The organism is Rhodococcus sp. IEGM 1406 (assembly GCF_030056745.1).
In the GTDB taxonomy this organism is placed as follows: domain Bacteria; phylum Actinomycetota; class Actinomycetes; order Mycobacteriales; family Mycobacteriaceae; genus Rhodococcus_F; species Rhodococcus_F erythropolis.
On the sequence record NZ_JASHKO010000005.1, the window covers coordinates 591,163 to 614,212 of the forward strand.

Annotated in this window: 31 protein-coding genes; 21 read left to right on the forward strand and 10 right to left on the reverse strand. The window is 61.3% G+C overall.

Features of this window, described 5'->3' with window-relative positions; genetic code table 11:
• Positions 1 to 185 precede the first annotated feature (185 nt).
• From QM596_RS24785 to QM596_RS24795, 3 genes are all read left to right on the forward strand, one after another.
• Entirely contained in the window at positions 186 to 605 is a 420-nt protein-coding gene (locus QM596_RS24785; protein WP_019747460.1) for an STAS domain-containing protein, read from the forward strand.
• A complete protein-coding gene (locus tag QM596_RS24790; protein WP_019747461.1) occupies positions 602 to 2,089 on the forward strand; it encodes an alpha,alpha-trehalose-phosphate synthase (UDP-forming) in 1,488 nt (495 codons plus the stop codon). The genes QM596_RS24785 and QM596_RS24790 overlap by 4 nt, the downstream gene beginning before the upstream one ends.
• Positions 2,090 to 2,225: 136 nt before the next feature.
• The gene (locus QM596_RS24795) at positions 2,226 to 2,603 is read left to right on the forward strand and encodes a hypothetical protein (RefSeq protein WP_084325758.1); all 378 of its coding nucleotides are present in this window, start codon (positions 2,226 to 2,228) and stop codon (positions 2,601 to 2,603) included.
• Between the two features lie 24 nt (positions 2,604 to 2,627).
• On the opposite strand, the gene QM596_RS24800 is transcribed toward QM596_RS24795, so the two are convergent.
• Entirely contained in the window at positions 2,628 to 2,930 is a 303-nt protein-coding gene (locus QM596_RS24800; protein ID WP_084325759.1) for a MerR family transcriptional regulator, read from the reverse strand.
• A 358-nt stretch (positions 2,931 to 3,288) separates the two neighbouring features.
• Between QM596_RS24800 and QM596_RS24805 the strand changes: the two genes are divergently transcribed.
• The 5 genes from QM596_RS24805 (at position 3,289) to QM596_RS24825 (ending at position 5,507) form a co-directional block, all read left to right on the forward strand.
• Positions 3,289 to 3,447 carry a hypothetical protein gene (locus QM596_RS24805; RefSeq protein WP_003943664.1) on the forward strand — a complete coding sequence of 53 codons (159 nt, stop codon included), beginning with the start codon at positions 3,289 to 3,291 and terminating at the stop codon, positions 3,445 to 3,447.
• An 84-nt stretch (positions 3,448 to 3,531) separates the two neighbouring features.
• Positions 3,532 to 4,077, forward strand: coding sequence for a Dps family protein (locus tag QM596_RS24810; protein ID WP_030535923.1), 546 nt, complete (start codon positions 3,532 to 3,534; stop codon positions 4,075 to 4,077).
• Positions 4,058 to 4,285: a hypothetical protein gene (locus QM596_RS24815; RefSeq protein WP_279217751.1), complete on the forward strand. Its 228-nt coding sequence runs from the start codon at positions 4,058 to 4,060 to the stop codon at positions 4,283 to 4,285. Before QM596_RS24810 ends, QM596_RS24815 begins: the two co-directional genes overlap by 20 nt.
• Before the next feature lie 48 nt (positions 4,286 to 4,333).
• A complete protein-coding gene (locus QM596_RS24820; RefSeq protein ID WP_020968724.1) occupies positions 4,334 to 5,005 on the forward strand; it encodes an ANTAR domain-containing protein in 672 nt (223 codons plus the stop codon).
• A gap of 190 nt (positions 5,006 to 5,195) precedes the next feature.
• Positions 5,196 to 5,507, forward strand: coding sequence for a WhiB family transcriptional regulator (locus QM596_RS24825; protein ID WP_037120154.1), 312 nt, complete (start codon positions 5,196 to 5,198; stop codon positions 5,505 to 5,507).
• Positions 5,508 to 5,516: 9 nt separating this feature from the next.
• On the opposite strand, the gene QM596_RS24830 is transcribed toward QM596_RS24825, so the two are convergent.
• Positions 5,517 to 5,954, reverse strand: coding sequence for a hypothetical protein (locus QM596_RS24830; protein WP_029254688.1), 438 nt, complete (start codon positions 5,952 to 5,954; stop codon positions 5,517 to 5,519).
• Positions 5,955 to 6,190: 236 nt separating this feature from the next.
• On the opposite strand from QM596_RS24830, the gene QM596_RS24835 reads away from it, so the two are divergent.
• Together QM596_RS24835 and QM596_RS24840 are read left to right on the forward strand one after the other, a co-directional pair.
• Positions 6,191 to 6,625, forward strand: coding sequence for an ATP-binding protein (locus QM596_RS24835; protein ID WP_019747468.1), 435 nt, complete (start codon positions 6,191 to 6,193; stop codon positions 6,623 to 6,625).
• 95 nt (positions 6,626 to 6,720) lie between these two features.
• Positions 6,721 to 7,440: a SigB/SigF/SigG family RNA polymerase sigma factor gene (locus QM596_RS24840; RefSeq protein WP_223258034.1), complete on the forward strand. Its 720-nt coding sequence runs from the start codon at positions 6,721 to 6,723 to the stop codon at positions 7,438 to 7,440.
• 15 nt (positions 7,441 to 7,455) lie between these two features.
• On the opposite strand, the gene QM596_RS24845 is transcribed toward QM596_RS24840, so the two are convergent.
• Positions 7,456 to 7,704: a hypothetical protein gene (locus QM596_RS24845; RefSeq protein ID WP_020968722.1), complete on the reverse strand. Its 249-nt coding sequence runs from the start codon at positions 7,702 to 7,704 to the stop codon at positions 7,456 to 7,458.
• 316 nt (positions 7,705 to 8,020) lie between these two features.
• On the opposite strand from QM596_RS24845, the gene QM596_RS24850 reads away from it, so the two are divergent.
• From QM596_RS24850 to QM596_RS24860, 3 genes are all read left to right on the forward strand, one after another.
• Positions 8,021 to 8,458, forward strand: a complete 438-nt coding sequence (locus QM596_RS24850; protein ID WP_070797274.1) for an STAS domain-containing protein — start codon at positions 8,021 to 8,023, stop codon at positions 8,456 to 8,458.
• Between the two features lie 86 nt (positions 8,459 to 8,544).
• Positions 8,545 to 9,522, forward strand: coding sequence for a YihY/virulence factor BrkB family protein (locus QM596_RS24855; RefSeq protein ID WP_003943713.1), 978 nt, complete (start codon positions 8,545 to 8,547; stop codon positions 9,520 to 9,522).
• A 316-nt stretch (positions 9,523 to 9,838) separates the two neighbouring features.
• Positions 9,839 to 10,042: a cold-shock protein gene (locus tag QM596_RS24860; protein WP_003943666.1), complete on the forward strand. Its 204-nt coding sequence runs from the start codon at positions 9,839 to 9,841 to the stop codon at positions 10,040 to 10,042.
• Positions 10,043 to 10,170: 128 nt separating this feature from the next.
• Here the strand turns inward: QM596_RS24860 and QM596_RS24865 are convergent, their stop codons facing one another.
• Positions 10,171 to 10,410 (reverse strand): CDGSH iron-sulfur domain-containing protein, encoded by a 240-nt coding sequence (locus tag QM596_RS24865; RefSeq protein WP_019747472.1) that lies wholly within the window; start codon positions 10,408 to 10,410, stop codon positions 10,171 to 10,173.
• Between QM596_RS24865 and QM596_RS24870 the strand changes: the two genes are divergently transcribed.
• Entirely contained in the window at positions 10,411 to 11,460 is a 1,050-nt protein-coding gene (locus QM596_RS24870; protein ID WP_070797275.1) for an iron-containing redox enzyme family protein, read from the forward strand.
• Here the strand turns inward: QM596_RS24870 and QM596_RS24875 are convergent.
• Entirely contained in the window at positions 11,417 to 12,115 is a 699-nt protein-coding gene (locus QM596_RS24875; RefSeq protein WP_019747474.1) for a HemK2/MTQ2 family protein methyltransferase, read from the reverse strand. The genes QM596_RS24870 and QM596_RS24875 overlap by 44 nt on opposite strands.
• Positions 12,116 to 12,225: 110 nt before the next feature.
• Here QM596_RS24875 and QM596_RS24880 point away from each other — a divergent pair, with 110 nt between their 5' ends.
• The 5 genes from QM596_RS24880 to QM596_RS24900 all read left to right on the forward strand — a co-directional run bounded on the left by QM596_RS24880 (position 12,226) and on the right by QM596_RS24900 (position 16,229).
• Positions 12,226 to 12,993 carry a GAF and ANTAR domain-containing protein gene (locus QM596_RS24880; protein ID WP_047890189.1) on the forward strand — a complete coding sequence of 256 codons (768 nt, stop codon included), beginning with the start codon at positions 12,226 to 12,228 and terminating at the stop codon, positions 12,991 to 12,993.
• 233 nt (positions 12,994 to 13,226) lie between these two features.
• Positions 13,227 to 13,931 carry a glycosyltransferase family 2 protein gene (locus QM596_RS24885; protein ID WP_019747476.1) on the forward strand — a complete coding sequence of 235 codons (705 nt, stop codon included), beginning with the start codon at positions 13,227 to 13,229 and terminating at the stop codon, positions 13,929 to 13,931.
• Positions 13,928 to 14,866: an acyl-CoA dehydrogenase family protein gene (locus tag QM596_RS24890; RefSeq protein ID WP_019747477.1), complete on the forward strand. Its 939-nt coding sequence runs from the start codon at positions 13,928 to 13,930 to the stop codon at positions 14,864 to 14,866. The genes QM596_RS24885 and QM596_RS24890 overlap by 4 nt, the downstream gene beginning before the upstream one ends.
• On the forward strand, positions 14,860 to 15,618 hold the full coding sequence (locus QM596_RS24895; protein ID WP_030535919.1) for a PIG-L deacetylase family protein: 759 nt from the start codon (positions 14,860 to 14,862) through the stop codon (positions 15,616 to 15,618). The genes QM596_RS24890 and QM596_RS24895 overlap by 7 nt, the downstream gene beginning before the upstream one ends.
• Positions 15,615 to 16,229, forward strand: coding sequence for a class I SAM-dependent methyltransferase (locus QM596_RS24900; RefSeq protein ID WP_019747479.1), 615 nt, complete (start codon positions 15,615 to 15,617; stop codon positions 16,227 to 16,229). Before QM596_RS24895 ends, QM596_RS24900 begins: the two co-directional genes overlap by 4 nt.
• Before the next feature lie 52 nt (positions 16,230 to 16,281).
• Here QM596_RS24900 and tatA read toward each other — a convergent pair whose 3' ends face one another.
• The 3 genes from tatA to QM596_RS24915 are packed head-to-tail and all read right to left on the reverse strand — an operon-like array spanning position 16,282 to position 18,749.
• Entirely contained in the window at positions 16,282 to 16,458 is a 177-nt protein-coding gene (gene tatA, locus QM596_RS24905; protein WP_019747480.1) for a Sec-independent protein translocase subunit TatA, read from the reverse strand.
• Positions 16,458 to 17,129 (reverse strand): Rid family hydrolase, encoded by a 672-nt coding sequence (locus tag QM596_RS24910; RefSeq protein WP_283310185.1) that lies wholly within the window; start codon positions 17,127 to 17,129, stop codon positions 16,458 to 16,460. The genes tatA and QM596_RS24910 overlap by 1 nt, the downstream gene beginning before the upstream one ends.
• Before the next feature lie 39 nt (positions 17,130 to 17,168).
• Positions 17,169 to 18,749: a flavin monoamine oxidase family protein gene (locus QM596_RS24915; protein ID WP_264614627.1), complete on the reverse strand. Its 1,581-nt coding sequence runs from the start codon at positions 18,747 to 18,749 to the stop codon at positions 17,169 to 17,171.
• 238 nt (positions 18,750 to 18,987) lie between these two features.
• Between QM596_RS24915 and QM596_RS24920 the strand changes: the two genes are divergently transcribed.
• The gene (locus tag QM596_RS24920; protein WP_279217748.1) at positions 18,988 to 20,499 is read left to right on the forward strand and encodes an APC family permease; all 1,512 of its coding nucleotides are present in this window, start codon (positions 18,988 to 18,990) and stop codon (positions 20,497 to 20,499) included.
• Positions 20,499 to 21,251 carry an IclR family transcriptional regulator gene (locus QM596_RS24925; RefSeq protein ID WP_021333867.1) on the forward strand — a complete coding sequence of 251 codons (753 nt, stop codon included), beginning with the start codon at positions 20,499 to 20,501 and terminating at the stop codon, positions 21,249 to 21,251. Before QM596_RS24920 ends, QM596_RS24925 begins: the two co-directional genes overlap by 1 nt.
• A gap of 3 nt (positions 21,252 to 21,254) precedes the next feature.
• On the opposite strand, the gene QM596_RS24930 is transcribed toward QM596_RS24925, so the two are convergent.
• Both QM596_RS24930 and QM596_RS24935 read right to left on the reverse strand, forming a co-directional pair.
• Positions 21,255 to 22,778 (reverse strand): hypothetical protein, encoded by a 1,524-nt coding sequence (locus QM596_RS24930; RefSeq protein ID WP_283310186.1) that lies wholly within the window; start codon positions 22,776 to 22,778, stop codon positions 21,255 to 21,257.
• Positions 22,779 to 22,807: 29 nt separating this feature from the next.
• On the reverse strand, positions 22,808 to 23,014 hold the full coding sequence (locus QM596_RS24935; RefSeq protein ID WP_019747486.1) for a hypothetical protein: 207 nt from the start codon (positions 23,012 to 23,014) through the stop codon (positions 22,808 to 22,810).
• Positions 23,015 to 23,050: the final 36 nt, after the last annotated feature.

Here is a 23,050-nt window from a genome sequence, read left to right on the forward strand (position 1 = left end):
CTAACGCTTTTCACCTGGGTTTTCGCGATGCGGTAAGGTAGGCACTCAGCACGGTTGAGTACCCAGCCGTTGAAGACGAGCACGGTTCGTGCGTTGCTTCCCGTGCCGTTTCCCGGTTTCGAACGAAACCGTTTCGAACCAGACCGTTCGAACGAACCGTTTCGAGCAATCCGTCAGGAGTTTCGATGAACGAGTTTTCGAGAACTACAGATGAGCGTACGGACAGTCCCCCCACATTCACCACGACGTGTGCGGAAAACATTCAATCACTCGTGGTCAGCGGCGAGATCGACGTCCGGTCCCGAGCTGATTTCGCTGCCTGCGTCGACGACCTGATCGGTGAGCGTCACCCGTTCGTACTCGACTGCTCGGACGTCCAGTTCATCTCCGTCGGAGGTCTTTCCATCATCGAGACTCTGTCGGCCAAGGCACGAAGGCTCGGCGTTCCTTGGACGCTCGTCGCAGCGCACCCCGTCAGGCGCCCGCTGTCTCTTCTGAAGATGGACGCAGACATCGTGTTCACCGACTCGACAGCCGAGGCGGTCACATACCTGTCCTCGACCACCGTGCTGGACGAGACCCTGGCGGAGCCGATGTCGGCGTGAGTACCGATCTCGAAAAGCTCTCCGAATTCGTCGTCGTCGCAAACCGACTACCCGTCGATCTCGAAACCGACGAGGACGGTGGCAAGAACTGGAAGCGAAGTCCGGGTGGACTCGTCACTGCTCTCGAACCCATCCTGCGACAGCGAGACGGCGCTTGGGTCGGCTGGCCGGGCGTCGCGGACGAGAAGGTAGATCCCATAGTGGTTGACGGCCTTCGTCTGTTTCCCGTCGAGCTGACCTCTCAGGACCTCGCCGAGTACTACGAGGGGTTCTCCAACGACACGCTGTGGCCGCTCTACCACGACGTCCTGGTGGCACCGACGTTCGAACGGTCGTGGTGGCACACGTACGTCGCGGTCAACCAGCGGTTCGCCGAGGAAACCGCCCGTTGCGCCGCGGACGGAGCCACCGTCTGGGTGCAGGACTATCAATTGCAACTCGTGCCGGCAATGCTGCGCGAACTGCGCCCGGACCTGACGATCGGGTTCTTCCTTCACATTCCGTTTCCTCCGGTCGAGCTCTTCATGCAGCTTCCGTGGCGCAAGGAGATCGTCAAGGGAATGCTGGGCGCCGATCTGATCGGCTTCCACTTGCCTGGTGGCGCAAACAATTTCCTGTTTTTGGCCCGAAAACTACTCGGACTCAAGACAACGACCGCGGGCGTCGGTGTTCGAAGTGCGCTCGGGCATGTGGATTTCGACTCTCGCGTCGTCAAGGTGGGGGCATTTCCCATCTCCGTCGATTCGGCCGAGCTGGAGCGCCAGTCGAAGAGCGAATCGGTCCTGCGCCGCGCACGCGAATTGAAGGAAGAGCTCGGAAATCCCGAAAAAATCCTGCTGGGAGTCGACCGCCTGGACTACACCAAGGGCATCGACCTGCGACTGCAAGCCCTCAAGGAACTCCTCGACGAGGGCCGCTTGGATCCGGAGAAGTACACGATGGTGCAGCTCGCCACGCCCAGTCGTGAACGCGTGCAACACTATATCGACCTTCGCAGTGTCATCGAGGAACAGGTGGGCCGCATCAACGGCGACCACAGTCAGATCGGCCGCCCCGTAGTTCACTACCTGTATCAGCCGGTCGACCGCGAAGAACTGATCGCACTGTTCGTCGCTGCCGACGTCATGCTCGTGACGCCGATGCGTGACGGGATGAATCTGGTGGCCAAGGAGTACGTGGCCTGCCGAGGCGACCTCGGAGGCGCTCTCGTTCTCAGCGAGTTCACCGGTGCTGCAATGGAATTACGACAGTCATACCTGGTCAACCCGCACGATTTGGACGGCGTGAAGAATACAATCCTGACCGCAGTTCATCAGGATCCGAAAGAGGGCCGTCGCCGTATGGCTGCGCTGCATCGCCAGGTCATGACGCATGATGTGCATCAGTGGGCCGAGTCGTTCCTGACTGCACTTTCGCCGCCCGAACCGCGCCCGGACAATCAGTTCGTCACGGAGCGCGAGTCTGACTTTGCACGCAACAACTGACCCCGTGGGCTTGCGTCAAGGGTGAGCGGAGACTCGAGCTAGGATTGGTTTCAGTTCATCGTCAAGCAGCGGCTGCGAACTGATCTCCTCAACATAGCCGTGCAATGCTGCATCGGCCCAGAAAGACAGGCCGACCATGCCCCTCACGGTGAAGTACTCCGAAACCTACAACGACGCTCTCATCGCGCTCGCTGCTGCTACTCATCGGCCGGCCAATGTGGTGAACCTGTTCGGCGAGTACGCCATTCGTGTCGATCTCGAATACAACCGTTATCTTCTGGCGACCAATACCGCGGCCGGACTCTCCGATCGACCCGACAACGGAGAATCGTGGCTGGTGCGGTTCTTCCAATCCGAAAACACCGACACACCGGATCGCCTCCTCGCGGAAGCGTCGCATCAATGGTTGGTCGATGCTTTGGACGCCGTGCTCGAACAGATCGAAGCGGCAGGCAACAAGATCTCCGCCGACGCGGACTTCGGCGACCCTACCCGTACCGAAACTCCATCCTGAACGGCATCGTATGGAGCAACGCTACTAGTCACCCTCGTCGGTCAACTGGCTGATTCGAGCCGCTAAGACTGCATTCTCGGCCTCCAGGGACAGAATCAGACGGATACCGACAAGATTGACTCCGTCGTCGATCAGCGCGGTGATTCGTCCGAGCGTATCCAGGTCGGCCTCGCTGTACCGGCGTGTACCGCCATCCGTGCGGGTTGGTGTGAGCAGGCCCCTTCGCTCGTAAAGGCGCAGCGTCTGAGGTCCTACCCCGGACAGTTCTGACATCACTGAGATCCCGTATACGCCGCGCAGCGCCCGGGTCTGGGATTCCGACGTCACTGGAACCTCCTAGTTCGGTGTCGGCTGTCTCAATCGGCGTCATCCGACCTTAGCATCATCACGCAGTGAATCTGACGCCCAGGACATAGATTCAAGCGTGTCCAGGGCCACTCATGACAAAAATCGTCGAGCCGAGAAGGCATGTAATGGCAGATCAAAGCCGATTTCGACAAGATCGCACAGCGAGCTTCCATTAGCTGTCGAATCGAAGTAGCCTTGCCAATTATCTACATCGGCTGATATAGATTTTGTAGCACTTGAAAGCGCCATAACCGGCACTCGAAGGTGTAGAACACTCAGACGTCGGAGTCGGTGGTTCAGCCGACTCCCTCACGGCACACTCTTCACCGGGAGCAAGATGACGACGATCGACATCCCGCCCACACAGGGCGAGAGCACCACCGGCATCGGAATCACTGTTGCAAGCGCGACTTTGACAACCGAAGAGGTCAAGCGCCGAATCGCGATGATGTACGGCGACCCGGTGACAGAGGAGCCAGTAGCACTCGCGCACTGAACCTGACCGACACGCGATCCGATTGACGATGGCGCGAGACCGCCCCGTTCGCGGGCGATCCCCATCAAGACGAGAGGAAAACATATGTCCGAGTTCACCGTACCGGGACTGAGCAGCGCAGACGGTTCGTCCGTCGCCGATATTCTGCAGGAACGCCTCAGCGCCTACAACGACCTTCATCTGACGCTCAAGCACGTCCACTGGAACGTCGTCGGACCCAACTTCATTGGCGTGCACGAGATGATCGACCCACAGGTAGAGCTGGTTCGCGGCTACGCCGATGATGTGGCGGAACGTATCGCGGCACTGGGCAACTCCCCCAAGGGCACAGCGGGAGCGATCGAGCGCGATCGGACTTGGGACGACTACTCCGTCGGCCGCGACGACGCTCGCGCCCATCTGGCTGCGCTCGACCTCGTCTACACCGGGGTCATCACCGACAGCCGCACTGCAATCGACAACGTCGGCAAGATCGATCCGATCACAGAAGACATGCTGATCGGCCAAACGGCACAGTTGGAGAAGTTCCAGTGGTTCGTTCGTGCGCACCTCGAGAACTCCGGCGGCAGCCTCGTACACGAAGGCGCGTCCACCGAGCAGGATGCCGCAAATGAGGCGCGTCAGAGCTGACGCACCGTCCGCGATTTCGGCCGATCGGGGGTCGGCCGAAATCGCGATCCCCACAACAGGAAAGGGCAAGAGCATGTCTGCGGACTCGCGCGGCACGTCGGCACAAACACGTCGCGAGTATCAGATGTTCGTGTTGCAGCAGCGTTTGTTGTTCGGATCGATCGTGGCAGGCACCGCCCTTGGAGTTCTCGCGATCAATTACTTCTGAAATATCAGGGGCCGCAGCCGTCGAAGACAGGACAGAAACGACACAATCATGAGTTCGAGCACTCTCCGCTCGATCGTTCGAAGCGATCGATTTGCGGCAAGCACTTCTTCTCTTCTGCTCGTGGACAGCGATTTCCGTATCCAGGGCGCAAACGACGAATACCTTGCCGTGTCCGGCCGCAGCCTCGATCAGTTGCACGGAGTGGAGGTGTTCGAAGCCTTCCCCGACAATCCCGACGACTCGTTTGCCGACGGAATCTTCTCGTTGACAGCGTCATTCGAGCGCACGATGCACTCCAGAACTCGGGACGCACTGCCGACTCAGCGTTACGACGTGCGCGATGAGCGAGGTAGTGGGCTGTTTGTCACGCGCTATTGGAATACGGTCAATTCCGCCGTCACCGATGATGACGGCAGGGTGATCGGAGTGCTTCATCGTGTGTACGAGGTTCAACGACCCCAGGCTCAGCAGTCCAGTTCAGCGTCAGACGTCCTCACCCGCCTTCGCGCGGAAAACGACGAACTGAGAAGAGCTTTGGATTCTCGGCCCGTGATCGAGCAGGCCAAGGGATTACTGATGGCCGAGCGCGAGTGCTCGGCCGACCAAGCCTTCGACCTTCTGGTCGAGATGTCGCAGGAATGGAACGTCAAGGTGCGCGACATCGCTGGTGGTCTTGTCGCCGCAGCAGAGAGACGTGCCGTCGATCAAAAGAATTCCTGACGACCGGGATTCGAAGGTTGTACGGCTGGGTAATGACCGACCAGAGGTACCCCCGAAATCTTCCCCTCGAGGGAGGAGCCTCGAAGGTCCCGCCGGTTCAGGCCGGCGGGACCGAGCTTTGCCTTAACACCCGACCCGGATCCCCGATCCGAGTCGAGTTCGTCACGCAGCGAAGGGAACGTCCATGTTCATGCGCTCCTACACATCTCCCAGGCCCCTTGCCGACGAGTGGGATTGGCAGCTGTCCGGCACCTGCCGCGACACCGACCCCGCCCTGTTCTACGACGACACGAACGAGCGCGGCTCCAGGCGAGCGAAACGCGAGAGTTCGGCGAAGCTGGTGTGCGCCAGGTGTCCTGTCGTTCAGAGATGCCTCGTGCACGCCATCCAGACCGGGGAACCCCACGGTATCTGGGGCGGCATGACCGCGACCGAACGAGAATCGTTGCGTAAAGGTCGAACTGAACCACTGATCAGTGCCGCTGCGAACTCACCGGAGTAGGTGGCAACCTCAAGGCCTGGCCTCGTGATGCCGTAAACCGTGCGTGCGGCGTCGCTCCTTCATCTCGGCTTCGAAGAGGTGCGGCACTCCACCGGCCAGCTTGTCACGCACCACCTGTTCGCATTCGCGAAAGAAGGACCAGTAGTTTTCGTCGAACTCCTCGACCAGCTGGAAGGTCCAGCGCCCTTCGACCACGTTCCGGCCCATCAACTCTTTCTCGACCTGATCGGCCAGCTCGTCGTTACCGCTGGTTCGCAGTAGCTCTACGACCTCGTCGAGCATCAGATCCGCATGTCCGATCAGCTGATGGAAGTCGTACAGAGCGCCTCGCGCCCGCTCCACCGTTTCGAGGGCGTTCGACAACACCCCTGCTGCCTTCACCTCGTCGTCCGTGACGCCTTCCGGTCGTGCGTGTACGGGGATCTGCCTGTCCGCCTGAGTGCCCATGAAACGGACGTACCCGAACGGGTCACAAATGAAAGATGGGATTCGGTACGAGCGCACCACAGGTGATGTGTCTCACAATTCATCCTCTAGTTCGGGTAAAGAGGATTACTTCGCCGGGCGAAGGGTAATCGAAGGCCATGAATACTTCCGGGGTAGAGATGGCTGGCACGCATGGCCGGTACCGTTCCTTGCCTCGGTCCGCCGGAATTACGCCACATCTACCTACAGGAAGCCCCTTGATTCCTCTGTCGAGTCCGACCGAAGCCGAACTTACTCACGACTCCATTGCCTCGCTCCGCGTCCGAGCGTCGTACTCCCAACTGCCGACTCTGCGCGGAATCACCCGCACGGTTGCCAACAACACCGGATTGGACGTCGACGGGACAGCCGACCTTGCTCTGGCGATGGACGAAGTCGCGAGCATCCTCATCGGCCATGCGATACCGTCCAGCGACTTGACCTGCCGATTCGAGACCTACGGTCGCACTCTTCGGATCGTCGTGTCGGTGATCGCGCACTCCGAAATACCCGACAAGTCCCACAGCTTCGGATGGTTCGTTCTCGAAGCACTGGTCGACTCGGTCCGTTTGGAGCAATCGGAAATCGACGCGGACGGTCACATCACCCTGACGATGACGCTTGAAAAGGGCTTGCTCCAGGAGCGTGCGTGACCGCTGTCCCACCGGACGATACTGTCCCACCGGGCAAGGCTGTACCACCGGACAAGAAGGACCAGTACGAACTAGCTGTCGAATTGTTCGTCTCGATGGCGTCGCTTCCGCCGGATGATCCGACCCGAGAAAAGATCACCAACTCGATCATCGAACTGTGCCTACCGCTCGCCACCCACGTTGCACGTCGCTACCAGGGGCGCGGCCAGCCTTTCGAGGACTTGGAACAAGTTGCGCGCGTGGGGTTGGTACAGGCTGTGCAGCGATTCGACGTAGACAAAGGATCGGATTTCCTGTCGTTCGCAGTCCCCACCGTAATGGGCGAGGTACGCAAGCATTTTCGCGATCACGGCTGGTCCGTACGCGTACCTCGCAGCCTTCAGGAACGACATCTTGCCCTCAACCGGGCGCTCACGTCGTTGTCGCAGACGCTCGGCCGTGCACCGACGGTAGCGGAACTTGCGACGGAGCTCGACATCGAGCCGGACGAGGTCGAACAGGGGTTGACCGCCGGAAATTCGTATCGAACCACACCGCTCGACACCGCGTCAGCCGGCGACGGGAGCGGACTGACTCTGATCGATACTTTGGGACAGTACGACGAAGCGATCAGTCGGATCGACAATCACGAAACCCTGCGACCCGCGCTCCTTGCACTACCGGAGCGCGAGCGCACGATCGTGGTTCTCAGATTCTTCGGTCATCTCACCCAGTCCCAGATTGCCGAAAAGATCGGCATCTCTCAGATGCATGTATCCAGAATCCTCACTCAGACACTGAAGCAGCTGCGCACCGAGATGGGTGAAATCTTCTGAAGTAGGTCCCCAGGATCAGATGTATTCCTGCGCAAGACGTTCCATCTCGTCTCGGTCAATGAGCCCGGGCTGGCCGATGTCGAGAGCCTCGAGATACTTGTTGGCGAGACGGTAATCGTGCCCCCACCGGCCGTGCTCGCCGTCCTGCTCGGTGCGCTGAACACTGGAACCGGGCGGAACCTCGTCCTGCAGACCGTTGGTCTCCGCACCGATCAGTGTGTCGAGCTTGGTCGAGATGGCCGTGAGTGCATCGCGGTCGTTCATCTGAATCCCTTCGTCAGGTGGCACCGATCCCCAACCATACCGAAGTCTTGAGCCAAAAACATTGCACCGCTTAATGTTCGACTACAAGCCTGGACCGATCCAAGCCCTCGAGCTACACTGAGCGATACCGAGGTTGAGAATACAGCCGGGGCTGAAGCCGCTGGCGCTCGGTTCGCATCAGGACTCTGGATTCAGGTCACAACTTCCTGCGTACATCCATTGGGCTCAATGCTTTCCACACCTGGACTCTTCCACTTTCCGTGCCGCCAGGTCGGTCGTCAGCCTTTCGACGAAAAGCACACAGACCGGATCTGCCATGAATCTGAATGAACTCGACCACACAGCGATCGATTTCGTCGATCCCTCAACACAATTGGGTCCGATCGTGGACACACATGGCTTCGCGGCCTGGCGGATAGCACCCTCGACAGTCCTGATCCAGGTCGACGTCGACCTCGATAAACTGTCCGCCCCAGAACTGAGAGAACTTCTCAACTCGTACGCTGCGGAGTGGTCCCGCGTCATTCTCGACCTGTCAAACTCACTGTTCGTCGGTGCGGTCTGCCTCGAACTGTTCGCCGAACTGAACTCCCGTTCACGAGCGCACGACTTCCAGTGGTCCGTCATCGGGTCACACCCGCTTCGACGCTTGCTTCGGGCCGCACGGGCGGAAGAGGAATTTCCGGTCACCAACTCTGTCGAGGGAGCAATGCGCGCGCTCGCCGAAGCAGAAAAGTCACTCGAAGCCTCCTGACGCCAAGCCTGCACCGGCGTCGAGCGCCGCGCGCTCGCAGCGACTAAGGTTCGTCGGGCTGTCCGACGAGCTGAGAGAGACCGAGAATGACAATCGCCAAGCGCCTCGATGCCTTGCAACAGAAGCATCCGGCCCTGGGGTTCCCGATAGCGGTCCTCTACAAGTTCCTCGACGATCAAGGTGTTTATCTCGCCGCGCTGATCGCGTACTACGGCTTCGTCTCGCTCTTCCCTCTTCTTCTGTTGCTCTCGACCATTCTCGGCTTCGTGCTCTCTGGCAACCCCGAGCTTCAGCAACAAATCTTGGACTCCGCTCTGCATCAGTTTCCGGTGATCGGTGACGATCTGGGCAATGCGCAACAGATCGGCGGCGGTGTCACAGGGCTGGTGATCGGAATCGTCGGTGGTCTCTACGGTGGCCTCGGTGTCGCTCTGGCTTGCCAGAATGCGATGAACACGGTGTGGTCGGTGCCCCGAAACATGCGACCGGATCCCATCCGCGGGCGTCTTCAAGGGTTACTGCTCCTGGGCACCATCGGTCTCGCGATCTTGGGGACCACCGCTGTCTCCAACATCGGCGGTGCGCTTCATCTGGGCGGTTCGTTCAGCTTCCTGTTGACCCTTGCGGTAGTCGTCTTGAATGCAGGCATCTTCATCGTCGCTTTCCGGCTCACCTGCGCCCGCCCGCTCTCGGTAGCCGATGTGGCGCCTGGAGCGATCGCCGCTGCTGTTCTCTGGCAAGCACTTCAGTCCTTCGGTGCCCTCTACGTGACGTCCGTGGTGCGGGGTGCCTCCACCACCAATGGCGTCTTTGCCATCGTTCTGGGTTTGTTGGCCTTCTTGTTCCTCGCTGCCGCCTCGATCGTCATGTGCGCGGAAATCAACGTCGTGCGAGTCGACAAACTCCATCCGCGGGCGTTGTTGGCTCCGTTCACCGACAACACCGAACTCATCGAAGGCGATCGGCGTACCTTCGCCGATCAAGCAAAAGCCCAACGCGCGGTTCCCCACGAGAACATCCATGTGACGTTCGACGGGCACACCAAACCCGACGATTCGGACTGATCTCGACCCCGATCGAGTTGGGTATTTGGTCCCCTCCTGGGTATCGGGGTGGCATTCTGCGCCGCGAATCCAGATTTAACACAGGTGTTGTCATTTCGCGCTACATCGAAGCGACGAATACATCACAGCAGGTAAACGCGCATAGTTGAACAATCACCTGCTTCCGACGTGGTCCAGGAACGGGACAAACCCGTCAAATACTGCAACTCGCCATGCATGTAATTGGAGACAGAAAAAGAAGAGCATGGCAGGATCAGGTGTGAGACCGGACTCTCGATGGGAGGGCTCGGCTCGATGGATCCAGGAGAATTTGGTTATGGCTCAGGGCAGTGTCAAGTGGTTCAACGGTGAAAAGGGCTTCGGATTCATCGAGCAGGAAGGTGGCGGACCGGATGTGTTCGTTCACTACTCGGAGATCCAGGGCAGCGGCTACAAGTCCCTCGACGAGGGCCAGAAGGTCGAGTTCGAGATCGGACAGGGCCAGAAGGGCCCCCAGGCTCAGAACGTTCGCGCCATCTGAGTTCGATCCCAGTCTGACTTCAGACTGAAAAGGCTGGACGCTGCACCGCACGGTGCCGGCATCCAGCCTTTTCTTGGTTTCAGGGCCGTCTTGGTTTACAGGTCGGGCTCGTTCCGAGTTGGCCCCGGTTACGTCGCTCGCGCCCGCTTCTTCTTGTGGGAGCTGTCGCAGAACGGCGCAATGCCGGTCCGCCCGCATCGACACAAAGCAACCGTAGAGCGCTTGTTCTCTATCGGAGTGCCGTCGTCACGGAGCAACTCGAAGTCACCACGCACCAGCAGCGGGCCGTCCGAGCAGGCGGTTATGGTGGTGTTGTTACCGGCAACACTCGGTGTTTCGGCAGATGACGATTCGGGAAACGCGGTCATATGTCCTCTTCACTTCTCGATTCGGCCACTGGCGTGCCCACTTCCATGCCTGTTCCACAGGCTCGCGGCCCACTGAGCGCCACTCTCGTTTCCATTCTGCGCTCCTCGGCCGATCCGAGGGAGCTTACGGCTGCCGCTGACGCGTACGAGGTTGCACGGTCCATCGACCCCACCTACGACATTCTTCGAGACGACGACGCTCAGTTGACTCTGACGCTCCTCTACGAGCTTCATTTGCAGGGAATCGAGAACGTCTCGGACGCGTGGGAGTGGAATCTGGACCTGCTCGCGGCGAGGTCGCGTCTCGAGACGAATTTCGAGGCCGCCATCGTGGAACTCGTGGGAAAGGTTCCGTCGTCCGGTGACGTCGTAGCCGATTTGTGGGCGATGACGGCTCCCAGTGCAGGCCCCGGTCTGGCGTCCTTTATGGCGAAGGACGCCACAATCGATCAGTTCGCGGAGGTGCTGATTCACCGTTCGCTCAATCAGCTGCGTGAAGCGGATGTGCACACCCTTGGAATTTCGCGCCTCTCCGGTGCCGTCAAAGCAGCCCTCGTCGAAGTGCAGAGCGACGAGTACGGAGGGGGCAGCGCAGAGCGAATGCATTCGCGTCTTTTTGCCGACACCATGCGGGCTGTCGGCCTTTCGGACCGCTACGGACACTACATCGACGCTGTTCCCGCGGTAACCTTGGCGTCGTTGAATGCTCTCTCGCTCTTCGGTTTTCATCGCCGACATCTCGGAGCGCTGGTCGGGCACCTGTGCGCCGTCGAGACCACGTCGGCGCTGCCGAGCAAACGGTACAGTGCCGGCTTGCGCCGACTCGGATTCGGTTCGGACGCGACACTGTTCTACGACGAGCACGTGGAAGCGGATTCCGTTCACGAACAGATCGCCGTTCGGGAACTTGCCGGCGGTCTTGCTTCTTCGCAGCCGCACCGCACTGATGACATCTTGTTCGGCGCTGCAACGTGCCTCGCGTTCGACGACCTTCTCGGCGATCACCTCACATCGAGTTGGGAGAAGGGCGAGACTTCGTTGCGCGAATGATCACGAGTTGTTCGATTTCCTGACCGGTGGTGATCAACCCTCGTGCCTCGAGCATGGTGCGCCTCTCGCGCATCACGGGCCCGAAGGGAATGTACTTCCGGGCCGAGATCTCCACGGCCATACCGTGTTCCTCGAGTATCGCCTCGGTCTTGTCGACCCCACACAGTACCGACTGCAGAAGAAGTAGTGTGCCGCCGGGGACGAGTACTTCGTGAACGGTGGCCGCGATTCTGTCGATGAGGGCGCGTCCGTCCTTGCCTGCGTCCCAAGCCCGTTCGATTCCAGCGGTAGGTAGATCGTCTGCCAGTGCAGGGACGTACGGCGGGTTGGAGATCACCAGATCGAAGAGTTCGCCGTGTACCGCCTCGGTGAGGTCGCCGCGACGGGAATCGATCAAGGTTCCGTTGAGGATTCCGTTGAGACGAGCATTGGCGCACGCTCGGCGAGATATGTCGACCGCGACGACGTGGCCTGCACCAGCCGCCGATGCCGCGACGGCGAGGGCGCCGGTCCCCGTGCACAGATCCAGGACCCGGCTGCGAGCGGTGAGGTGCTCGAACAGCAGCGCATCCGCCAGTAACGACGTGTCGTGTTGCGGTCGATACACACCAGGTAGACGCAGGATCATCATCGGCTCCTCTTTTTCAGGCGACATCGCACATCGCTGCGTGCGGCTACCCAGGAACCTCGGATTTCATGCGAACATCGCAGCATCGACTGCCCGGAACGGTTACATCGTCGCAGTTTGCGGAGTAGACCTGAGTCATGACAGGCAATGCGGACGCTCCTCAGGTAGCCGCGGCGTTTGCTTCCGCAGCAGATTCGCTCGACACACTCGCCGAAGCGATTGCCGGACTCCGGTCCAGTCTGAACACGGACGAGCATCTCGACTCCATGCTCCAACGTCTGGCCGAGACCGCGGTCAAAGCACTGCCTGACGCCGATGCTGTCAGCGTGACGGTGTTGTCCACCGATGGCCCACGAACTGCTGCGTCCACCGCGGACTACCTTTCCGAGATAGATGACGCCCAGCACTCCGCTGATCGTGGTCCGTGCGTTGACGCCGCGCGCACGGTGTCCTCGGTTCGGGCAAAGGTGGGTGATCACGTCGACGAATGGCCGGAATTCACCGACGAAGCCCGCAAACAAGGCGTCCGGTCCTACTTGTCCGTGCCGATCACCATGGGCGAAGGGAACACCGAGCTGCTCGGCGCTTTCAACGTCTACGGATTCGCCTCGACAGAGTTCAAGGCCTTCGACGAAGAGTTGATGAAATTGTTCACCGCCGGTGCGGGCGCGGCGATCGCAGATTCACGACGCTGGCGTCAAGCACACGAGCACATCGCACAGTTGCACTGCGCCATGGAATCTCGGGCCGAGATCGAACAAGCCAAAGGTGTCCTGATCGCCGTCCACGGCATCGACGCCGAGGAAGCATTCAGCCGTCTTGTGCAGCAATCGCAGAACACCAACGTGAAACTGCACGAGGTTGCCCGGATGCTCATCGATTCGGTGCGCCACCGCCGGCTCTGAAGATTCTTCGGTGCAAAACCCCGTTTTGCACCCGAAAGCACAGTCGCAAAACCCCGTCTTGTACCCCGAAGTCACAGTTCCCAAACGCATCCAGAGATGTTTCACCGAAACAGTTTTCGACCTGCGTGACTGCTGGCGGTCGAGCGGCGGCACTCGTCCGAAATGTGGTTATCTGTTGAGAACCGGGACGAAAGAAGACCCGACCGTACCAGGGTGAGGAAAGGATCGTCACTGTGCCAATCGACCAGGTTCTTGTCGTAGTTCCCGCCCACAACGAAGCCGAAGACCTCCCCAGTTGCCTTCGCGCACTCGCAACAGCGGCGTCGGCTTGCGTTGTCCCCGTCCGACTGGTTGCCGTCCTCGACAACTGTTCGGACGGAACCGCCGGTGTCATCCCCGACGGGGTCGAAGTACTTCGCGTCGAGCACCAGAACGTCGGACGTTCGCGAGCGACGGGCTTTTCCGAGTTCGGCCGAGAGTTGGGAGCTTCGGCGTGGTTCACCACCACCGATGCAGATTCGGTGGTCGGCCCCACCTGGATTGCGCGCCAATTGGAGTATGCGCGTACTGCGGACGTCGTCGCGGGAACCGTACGCATCGCGGATTGGGAAGGCCATCCACACTCCGTTCGTGAACGATACGAACGTATGTACCACGCACATCCATATGGCCGACACGGTCACGTCCACGGGGCCAACCTCGGTGTCCGCGCGGATATGTACTGGAGCGTCGGAGGATTCTCCGATCTCGAAGAAGACGAGGACGTCGATCTCGTCCGGCGGTTGAGCGAGGCTGGTGCCTGTATCGCGTGGGCAGAAGACATTGCGGTCACCACGTCTGCGCGTCTCGACGGCCGAACTCCGGGCGGCTTTGCCGGACATATCCGTAACCTGGGTTGTACGACCGCCGATAACGAAGAAGCGGAGCTGGCACGATGAAACGACTACACACACTCCTGGACGCAGGTGGACTGTACTTGCCGCTTCCCGGCGGCGGCGCGACAGCCGCGCGGTGGACCTCCCTGGCAGAGCTCACGCGCGAGAATGTGGTTCTCGGGCGGATGGCTGAGGCTCACACCGATGCCGTCGCGATACTCACCGAACTCGACGGGCCGGATCCCGAACCCGGGCAGCTGTGGGGAGTGTGGGCGGCCGAGCCACCCGAACCTGTGGTGAATGCGTCTGAGCACGTAGGGATCTGGACGCTCACCGGCCGCAAATTGTGGTGTTCCGGTGCCAACACCTGCACGCATGCACTGATCACCGCCTTGGTCGACGGAGTACCCTCACTCTTCGCAGTTGAGCTCGGACTACCTGGGGTGCATCCCGTTCCCGATTCGTGGAAGGCCGTCGGTATGGCCGAAAGCGACTCCAGCGCGGTCGACTTCGACATGGTTCCGGCGATACCGGTCGGGACGGCAGGCGACTACCTGAGCAGGCCGGGGTTCTGGCACGGCGCGATAGGCGTGGCTGCATGTTGGTACGGCGGTGCCTGCGGCGTTGCAGATCCGTTGTACGACAAGGCTGCAAGCAGCGACGATCCCTACCTACTCGCCCACCTCGGCGCGGTCGATGCGGCGCTGGCCGCAGCGCGCAACGCGCTCGCAGTCGCGGCGGCGGAGATCGACGCCGATCCTTTCGACGAAAATGCCGAGGCCATGCAGCGGGCACTCCGTGTGCGGGCAATTGTCGAGCGCGCCGCCACCGAGACCCTGGATCGGGTGGGACGCGCTCTCGGCGCCGCACCGCTCTGCATGGACGCCGAGCATGCCGCGCGGGTAGCCGACCTCACCGTCTACTTGCGGCAGAGCCACGCCGAGAAGGATCTCGCCGAACTGGGCCGGATTGCGGCCAAGGGGAAACGGCCGTGGTGAACTCGAAACTGTTCGCGCAGAAGCCTGTCGACGATGGCGGCACTCCCGAATCGACATGGCAGGAGTGGGGACGCAGCTTTCCGGAACTGGATCTCACCGGGTGCTCGCGATTGATCGTCGTCGCCCCCCATCCCGACGACGAAATACTCGGACTGGGTGGAACTGCTCTTCTCGCAACGCTTTCCGGCATCGACGTTCACGTGGTGTCTGTCACCGACGGTGGAGCCTCACATCCCGATTCACCAACAGTGACTCAGCCTGAGATGGAACATCTCAGGCGGTCCGAGTCGGATCGAGCAGCGCGTGTACTCGGAATTCCCGCACCGGTTCGATTGAGCCTTCCAGACGGGAAGATCAGGGAGAACCGACAGGAGTTGACCGACCGTCTCAGCTCGATTCTCGGTGATTCCTCGACGGGTACCTGGTGCGCCTCGACATGGCGCGGGGACGGCCACCCCGACCATGAAGCCACCGGGGAGGCAGCAGCGAAGGCCTGCGCGGACACTGGATCACGATTGATCGAGTACCCCATCTGGGCGTGGCATTGGGCTGAGCCGGATCATGCAGCAGTCCCGTGGGAAAGGGCCAGAAGAGTGGCCTTGCCCTCCGACGTTCAGGCTGCAAAATCCGCTGCTGCCAATGAGTTCACTTCACAGATCGCCCCGCTTTCCGACCATCCCGCGGATGCCCCCATCCTCCCCCGACATGCGATGGAACGACTACTGCGACCGTACGAAACGGTGTTCGTATGACCGATCGTGAGCTTCCCGCGGACTACTTCGCCAAGATGTATGCGGCGCAATCCGATCCGTGGGACTTCGAATCCCGGTGGTACGAGCAGCGAAAGTACGCGCTCAGCGCCGCGATGCTCCCCAAACCTCGATACCGTCGCGCATTCGAACCGGGATGCTCGATCGGGGTTCTCACCGAGAAGTTGGCAGAGCGCTGCGACAGCGTTCTCGCCACCGACATCGTCCCGGCCGCACTCGAGAGCGCCCGTGCGCGGCTTACCGGACGTGATGCCGAATTTCGTCTGTGGGCGTTGGGTGACGACTGGCCCGACGAGACTTTCGACCTCGTCGTCATCAGCGAGGTCGGCTACTACCTGACCTTCGAAAAGCTGATCGAGGCAATGCTGCACGTCGTCGAGCATCTCGAGCCTGGTGGAACGCTGCTGTGCGCCCATTGGCGTCACGTCGTACCGGAGTATCCGCAGAACGGTGACGCCGTTCATTCGGCTGTGCGCCAGACACCGGGGTTGGCGCAGTTCGCGTCGTACCAGGACGAGGACGTGCTGATCGATGTCTTCGTGAAGGGTCCGCCGTCACCACCATCGGTAGCGCGTTCCGAAGGTCTGATCTAGAAGACCTGTGCGCGGTTGAGGAGTGTGGGGACTCCTCAACCGCGCACAGGGGTCAGTCTCGCTTCTCCAACGCGAGGTCCGTATCCGAGTGCAGTTCACCGACTTCGGTCTTGAGGATCCGCATCGACCTGCCAAGGCCGCGGGCCGCGTCGGGCAGCTTCTTCGAACCGAACAGCACCACGAGCACTACTGCAACGATTGCCCAGTGGGTCGGGCTGAGCGCGCCCATCAGGCGGGTTCCGTGCCATCGGGGTACACCGCGTCGACCTCTACCTCGACGAGCCAACCGGCAACGGGCAGTCCGGCAACCTCGAGGGCGAAGCGGGTGGGCCGAGCGCTGTTGCGCTCGATCGGAGCGATCGGCTCGGCAGTGCCCATCGGCACCAGCTCCGTATCACCGGTGTCGAGATTGGTATTGGCGAAGAACTGGCGGTACGCGCGATTCCATCCTGTGTAGTCGGCCTTGTCCGACCCCGGCGCGTTGTCCAGGAAGACGCGCATCGTCACGACGTCTTCGAGACTCAATCCCTGGGCTTCGAGGTTGTCGCGGATCTTCTTGAGTACGTTGATGCCCTGCGCCTCGGTGACGGTGACCCCGGCAGGCAGAACTCCGCCGGAGAACTGGCCGTCGATGTACGACTCCGGCGAACCTTCCGGCGCCGCCTTGTTTCCTGCCGACGGGCCGATGCCGCTGGTCTTGTAGATCGCGGTGTCGCCGCCGATCGCGACACCCTGAGCGATCATCGGGTTTGCCTGCCCCGCTTCGAGAATCGATTTGGAGACGAACGAACTCGATGTGGTTTCGGCGTCCGCCTCATCGGACGAGCAGGCCGTGGCGAAGCCCAGTAGCGCGGTGGCGGCGAATGCCGCTGCAAGAACCTTGGTGCTGCGAGATTTCATGATGTAACCTCCAGAGAAAGTGATGGAAAACGAAGCACGTCAGGCAGTTTGCGCAACACGCTGATGCAGATGGGTGACGACGTCCTGCGCGGACGTGAAGGCCCCGTGCTGCCAGGCGATGGCGTTGGAGAGGTGATCGCCGGCGAAGTAGATCCGGTCGACGGGTTCGAGCAGCTTGGTGTACTCGGGAGTTGCCATGCCGCCGTGGGAATCTCCCGCGCCGGCCCATGATGCCCAGGCGGATTCCGAATACTTGGTGCGACGCCAGCTTCCGGAGAAGGACGACGAGATGTCGCGAGTGTATTTGTCGCCGTGGATTTCTGCGCCTTCGGCGATGGCCTTTGCCAGCCGCTGACGGTGGGTGAGCGATTCGAAAGCCTGTTGACGCTTACCCGAGCTGTAGTACGCGACCACGACGCCGCGGTCGGAGTTGTAGTGGTCGTAGGGGAACATGATCTGGGAGATGTCGCGGTCGGTGTTCGACGCGCCGCCGTAGATGCGGTCCTCGGTCTCCCACCACCGACGCGAGTATTCGATACCGAGCTTGCCCGACGACGACGGCTTGGCTGCATCCAATGCGAGCAGGATGTCGGAGGGCAGGTTGTTGTTCAGCCGCTTGATCAGGTGCGGTGGGATCGTGCAGATTGCGTAGTCGGCGGTGATCGACTTGGTGTTGCCGTCGACGACGTAGTCGACGGTGACGCCTTCCGGCACGTTCTTCATGCCGCTGACCTCGGCACCGAACTCGATGTTGTCCATCCCGATCGCGTCCTGGAACTTGTAGTAGATCCGGTCCATGCCGCCGACGGGGGTCATCATCGTCATGGCCTGGTCGTAACCGAACTCGAAGGAGAATGCACGTCCGATGCCGCCCTGGATGACATCGCTCATCCCGAATGGTTCGATCTCGGTTCCGAAGTTGAGGCCGGCGCCCGGCTCGGCGGAGTGTCCTCGACGCGAGGATCCGACGTAGCGGCCGTCGCTGGAGAGATCGCCGAAGTCGGTGAGGAAGGACGAGAGTGCTTCTTTGTCTTCCTTGCTCAAGACCTGGTCGAGCGCGCCCTGATTGGTGGCCTTCTGCAGCAGCTCGGACATGTATCCGTAGGTGTCGGCTTTGGCTGCTCGGTAGGTGATCGACTGATTCGCCAGCGGCTTGTTGCCGGTGTAGTTGACGAAGGTGTTCGCATTCTGGTTTCCGAACATCTGCAGTTCGACGCCCAGTTCGCGGCAGTAGTCGATGGTGTTGTGATTTTGCGGAATACGCGTCGCACCGAGGTTGTAGAAGTGCCCCTCGGAGAACGTACAGGTCTGTGTCTCACCGTTCAGGTCGGTTTCTTCGGTGCCGTTGCGGATCGACCACACCCGACCACCCGGCCGGTTGCGCGCTTCGAGGACTGTGACCTTGTATCCGGCCTTCTGCAGTTCGTAGGCGGAGCACAGACCGGACGGTCCACCGCCGAGGATCACGACGGAGTGATTTCCCTTGACCTTTCCGATCAGGTCACCCGCGGCAGGTGCCTGAAATCGCCTCGGCGTCGATGCCACCGCCGGCGCCAGGCCGATGGACGACATAGCACCGAGTGCCAGGCCGGCGCCGCCGGTGATTCCCAGACTGCGCATGAAAGATCTACGTGTGTATGGCATTCGAGCTCCCCAGTGTGCTCCCGGTGACCCGGGTGGTTGGTGTTGAACACAGACTTCAGGAGCGTTGGGTCCGGAACTTGACGCGCAGGAAACAGTCAGTGGGGACCGAGTGAGAAACCTGCGAGCATCAGCATCGGGCTCTCTCACCCGAGTGCGATCAGCGGAAGCATGTCCGCAATATCCGCGTTACAGAACCGGACTAGCGTGACGCGACATGTCCGCTCTCACCGAAGCTATCGCGCGGTCCTTCACCACGCGCGAGAAGCAGCCCCCGGCGCGATCACCGCTGCGCGCCTTGGGCCGTCGGCAACTCTCGGGCGCTGAAGTGCTGGCCCAGTCGGTGGCAACCACCGCCCCTGCTGTGTCGATGGTCGTTCTGCCCGTCACCATGCTGACACACGGCCGATTGTTGAGCGGGATGATCACCATCATCGCGGCCACCGTGCTGGTGACGCTCATCGCTTTCTGCGTTTCGCAGTTCACGCGCCGAATGGCAGCATCGGGCGGGCTGCACAGCTTCGTCTTTCGTGGCCTGGGCACCCGGGCAGCATTGACCACCGGCATCGCCATGCTGGTCAAGTACGTCGGCAGCGCGGTGATGACGCTCTATCACGGAGGACAGGTCGCAATCGCATTACTCGGCTTCGCGGGTGTGCACGTGGACAAGACTTTTCACGTCATCGCGCTCTATCTGGGGATAGCCCTGCTGATTCTCGGTGCCCTCGTTCGAAGTGTCAGATTTGCTGCTCTCGCGATCCTCGTCGTCGAAAGCTGTTCACTTCTGTTCATCGTCGGGCTCATGATTGTGGGCGGTTCCGGAAGTCAACAAGCACAGATCGTTCCGCCCACCTCCGGCCACGGGCTGTTACTCACCGCCCTGGCTGCCGTGTTCGCTCTCGCCGGATTCGAGAGCGCGGCCTTCTTCGGCCCCGAAGCTCGTCGTCCGCTGGTAACCGTCACCCGCACAGTCCTTCTCACCCCGATCATCTGTGGATCGCTCTTCATCTTTGCGGGCTGGGCCGCTTGGTCGGGACGTAGCGACACCCTCGTCAACGCCTATCTCCACGGAACAGCGACGGGTGTGAGTCCAGGTGTCGTCATCGCGCTCAACGTCGGTCTGGGGTGCTCGTGGCTGGCGTCGTCGATGGCGTCGTCCAATGCTGCGTCGCGACTGGTCTACTCGTTCGGCGTCGAACGCCTACTCCCCCGCCGGTTCGCCTCGGTTCACAGCGCATTTCGCACGCCCTACTTCGCGCTGACCGTCGTCGTCTGCACAGTTCTGGTGGGCGGCGGAGCCTTTGCCATCCTTGGACGCGGAGAGATTTTCGACGACGTTCGACTGACGGTTCGCGGTGCCGTCATCGTTGCCTATGCACTGGTGGCGATCGCATCGGTTGTCTTCCTGACGCGTATCGGAGAGCACACTCCCGGCGTTCTCGCAGCCGCGTCATGTGGAAGTGGTGCCGGTGCGATAGTTCTCGGTTACCTCGTTTACGCCAACACGATCGACCATGCGTACGTTGCACCGATCGCTGTGCTCGTGATCCTGACCTCGGGCACGCTCTGGCAGTTCTACCTGCAACGCCGAAGCCCCAAGAGCCTGCTGCACGTCGGCGCGTTCGACAGTCCCGAAACCGAGGACGTACTACCAGGAGCTGGGGTGTTCGCCACCGACGCAGCCGGAAACATCGTGCTGGTGGGCGAGCCGACTGCCGGCGCCCGCTGATGGTGGGCCGACCACGCGACCTCGGTGGGCACGAACCCCGAGCGGTTCAGCGCGCCCTTGCCCTCCTCGAGTCGGCGGCCAGGCTCGGATCGGGAGCCACCGCCAAAGACATTGCTGCCCTGGCCGACATCCCACCTGCCACTGCGTATCGGTTGCTCAACATCCTTGTCGCCGACGGTTACCTGGTTCGGATCGCCGACCTCTCCGGCTTCGCGCTGGGCCGGCGCACACGTGAATTGGCCGGGGCTGCCGCCGAACCCACCCCCGTCGACAATTCGGTGCTCCTCGAAGAACTCCGCGAACAGCTACGGTTCGGCGTCTACCTCGCGTCGTTTGCAGAGAACAGAATTCGACTGGTCGATCGCGATCCAGACCACGAGCTCAGCGGCGAACGGACGCTGGTCACAGCCGTTCACGCGTCGGCTATCGGGAAGCTGCTCCTCGCCAGCCGACCCGAATTGGCCGAGGCCCCATTGCGAAAGGTCACCGCACACACCATCACCGACGGCGACCAGTTGGAACTCGAACTCTCTCGGATCCGGCGCGGCGAGCCCGCCCGTGAGGTCGACGAGATTCGTGTCGGACGCTCCGCCGTCGCCGTCCCGATCCACGACGCGGAAAGGTGTGTCGTCGGTGCCTTGGCTGCGATAGGTCCGACCGGCAGACTTTCCGTCGACGACGTAGACCTGGTCGTGCTGTTGCGGGAGTACGCGGAACGCATCGTTGCACCGACGATGTCGAAGGCAAGCTGAAAATCAGAGGCCGAACACACGTTTGGCAAAGCCGAGATGCTCGTCAGCCCAGCCGATGACGCCGAGCGTGGAATCGAGATTCTGCGGCGGAGTGCGCACCAAGGTGTCGCGTCGGACGAGTCGGTCGAAATCGACCTGAGCGCGGTCGAACTGGACCCCGGCCGTGACCATGATGTTCGCCAGTTCTTGCGCCATCACCCCGTACGCGACTGTCGTGGGATGAACGCCGTCGAGCGAGAAGAGGCCGCCCGACGCGCGGCCGCCGCGACCGTCGGCGGAGAGGAACAGCGAGTCCGGCACGGGTTGCAAGTCGGTCAGTGCTTTGGGGAGGGGGTACGGCGTCCACCATGACGGCCGCGCATTGACGTCGGTGACGTAGCGCCGTGAGGCCACGCGCTCGAGCAACCCGGCAATATCGCAGAGGTACCAGTCCTTCCCCACCCGACGGGCATTCGCGACGGCTTGCTCGATTCCGTCGTTGTACACATCGATTGCGGTATCGACGGCCCACGCCTGCGCGCCGGTGATGTGTTGATCGCGCTGTGGGTCGAAGTCTTTGTCGCGCACCCACGGTCGCGCGTAGTACGGGAAATAGCGGGATCCGATTTCGATCTTGCCGCCGAGCCCGTGGGCGATCGGTGCGATGGTCACGTGTGGGACGGTGCAGAGGATGACGTGCTGGGCGTTGATCTTGCGGATCGCGGCCAGCACCTCGGCGTACTCCGACGCGAAGTGCTCGGGCTGCCACACCGTGTATTCGCGCTTGCCGTCCGGGTCACGGAAGTTGTTGCCGCTCCACTCGACTCGGAGTTCGGTGACGGTGCGGAGCGCATTGTTGGCCCCGAGAAAGACGATCAGAGTTTCGATGCCTTCCTTGCCCAGTTCCGCTGCCGCGTCGAACGCCGTCATGCGCTTCTCTGCCTCGGAGCCTCGCGGCAGAACTCTCAGTGCGGCGCGTTCGCCGTTGTTCTCGACGATCTGGCTGATCAGGTCGTCGTGCGGTTCGTGCAGGGCTGCCTCACACCCATGTGCGGTCTTGGTCAGAGCGTCACGAAGATCCCACCCGTAGACCGAAAGGCTGTGATTGATCGCCGAGAACGTCGGCGCTTCGCTGCCCGGCCCACGCTCCCAGTAGTCCTCCACCTGGTCCATGAACTCGCGTGCAGCAAAGAGTGCGAGCGGAACCTCCCAGAGGTCGAGCCGTGGGCCGAAGCGCTCTTCGAGGGTGCGGAGCAGCAGTTCGATGTTGAGTGGGAGCCCGCCCGGACCGCCGTATCGGGGAAAGCGGAACCGATCGAGCCAGCCCAACTGGTGAGCAATGATCGACGGATACGACAGCTCGGTATTGAAGACCGCCCCGCTCTGAAATCCCTGCGACAGCGAGTCGCCGATGACCACCAACCGGTGTGGAGCATCTCCCGCAGGCGGAACTACCGGAATCCCGACTGTGGGATCGAACTGCGGAATCCTGGGTCCTCCGGCGGCTGCGGCCACGACGTCGTCGGGAGTATCGGATGGAAGTTCCACGCCCACTCACCTCCGGAAAGTCCAGCTGGTCAGCTGATCAGTGGTGGCTTACGCCGATCGGCATTGTCCTGATCCGATTGCTTCTCTATCGACCTGACCACCTCGTCGGCCCACTGTTGATTTCGGCCGTCGAATTCTGCGCGGTCCCGGCGCGCGATACCGCGTCCGACCAGGATGGCAATCGGAATGGAACACACGACCCATACGAGTAGTACGCCTCCGACAATCCACCACATACTCAGTAATTGTGCCCGATTCGCCGACCGTTGTGC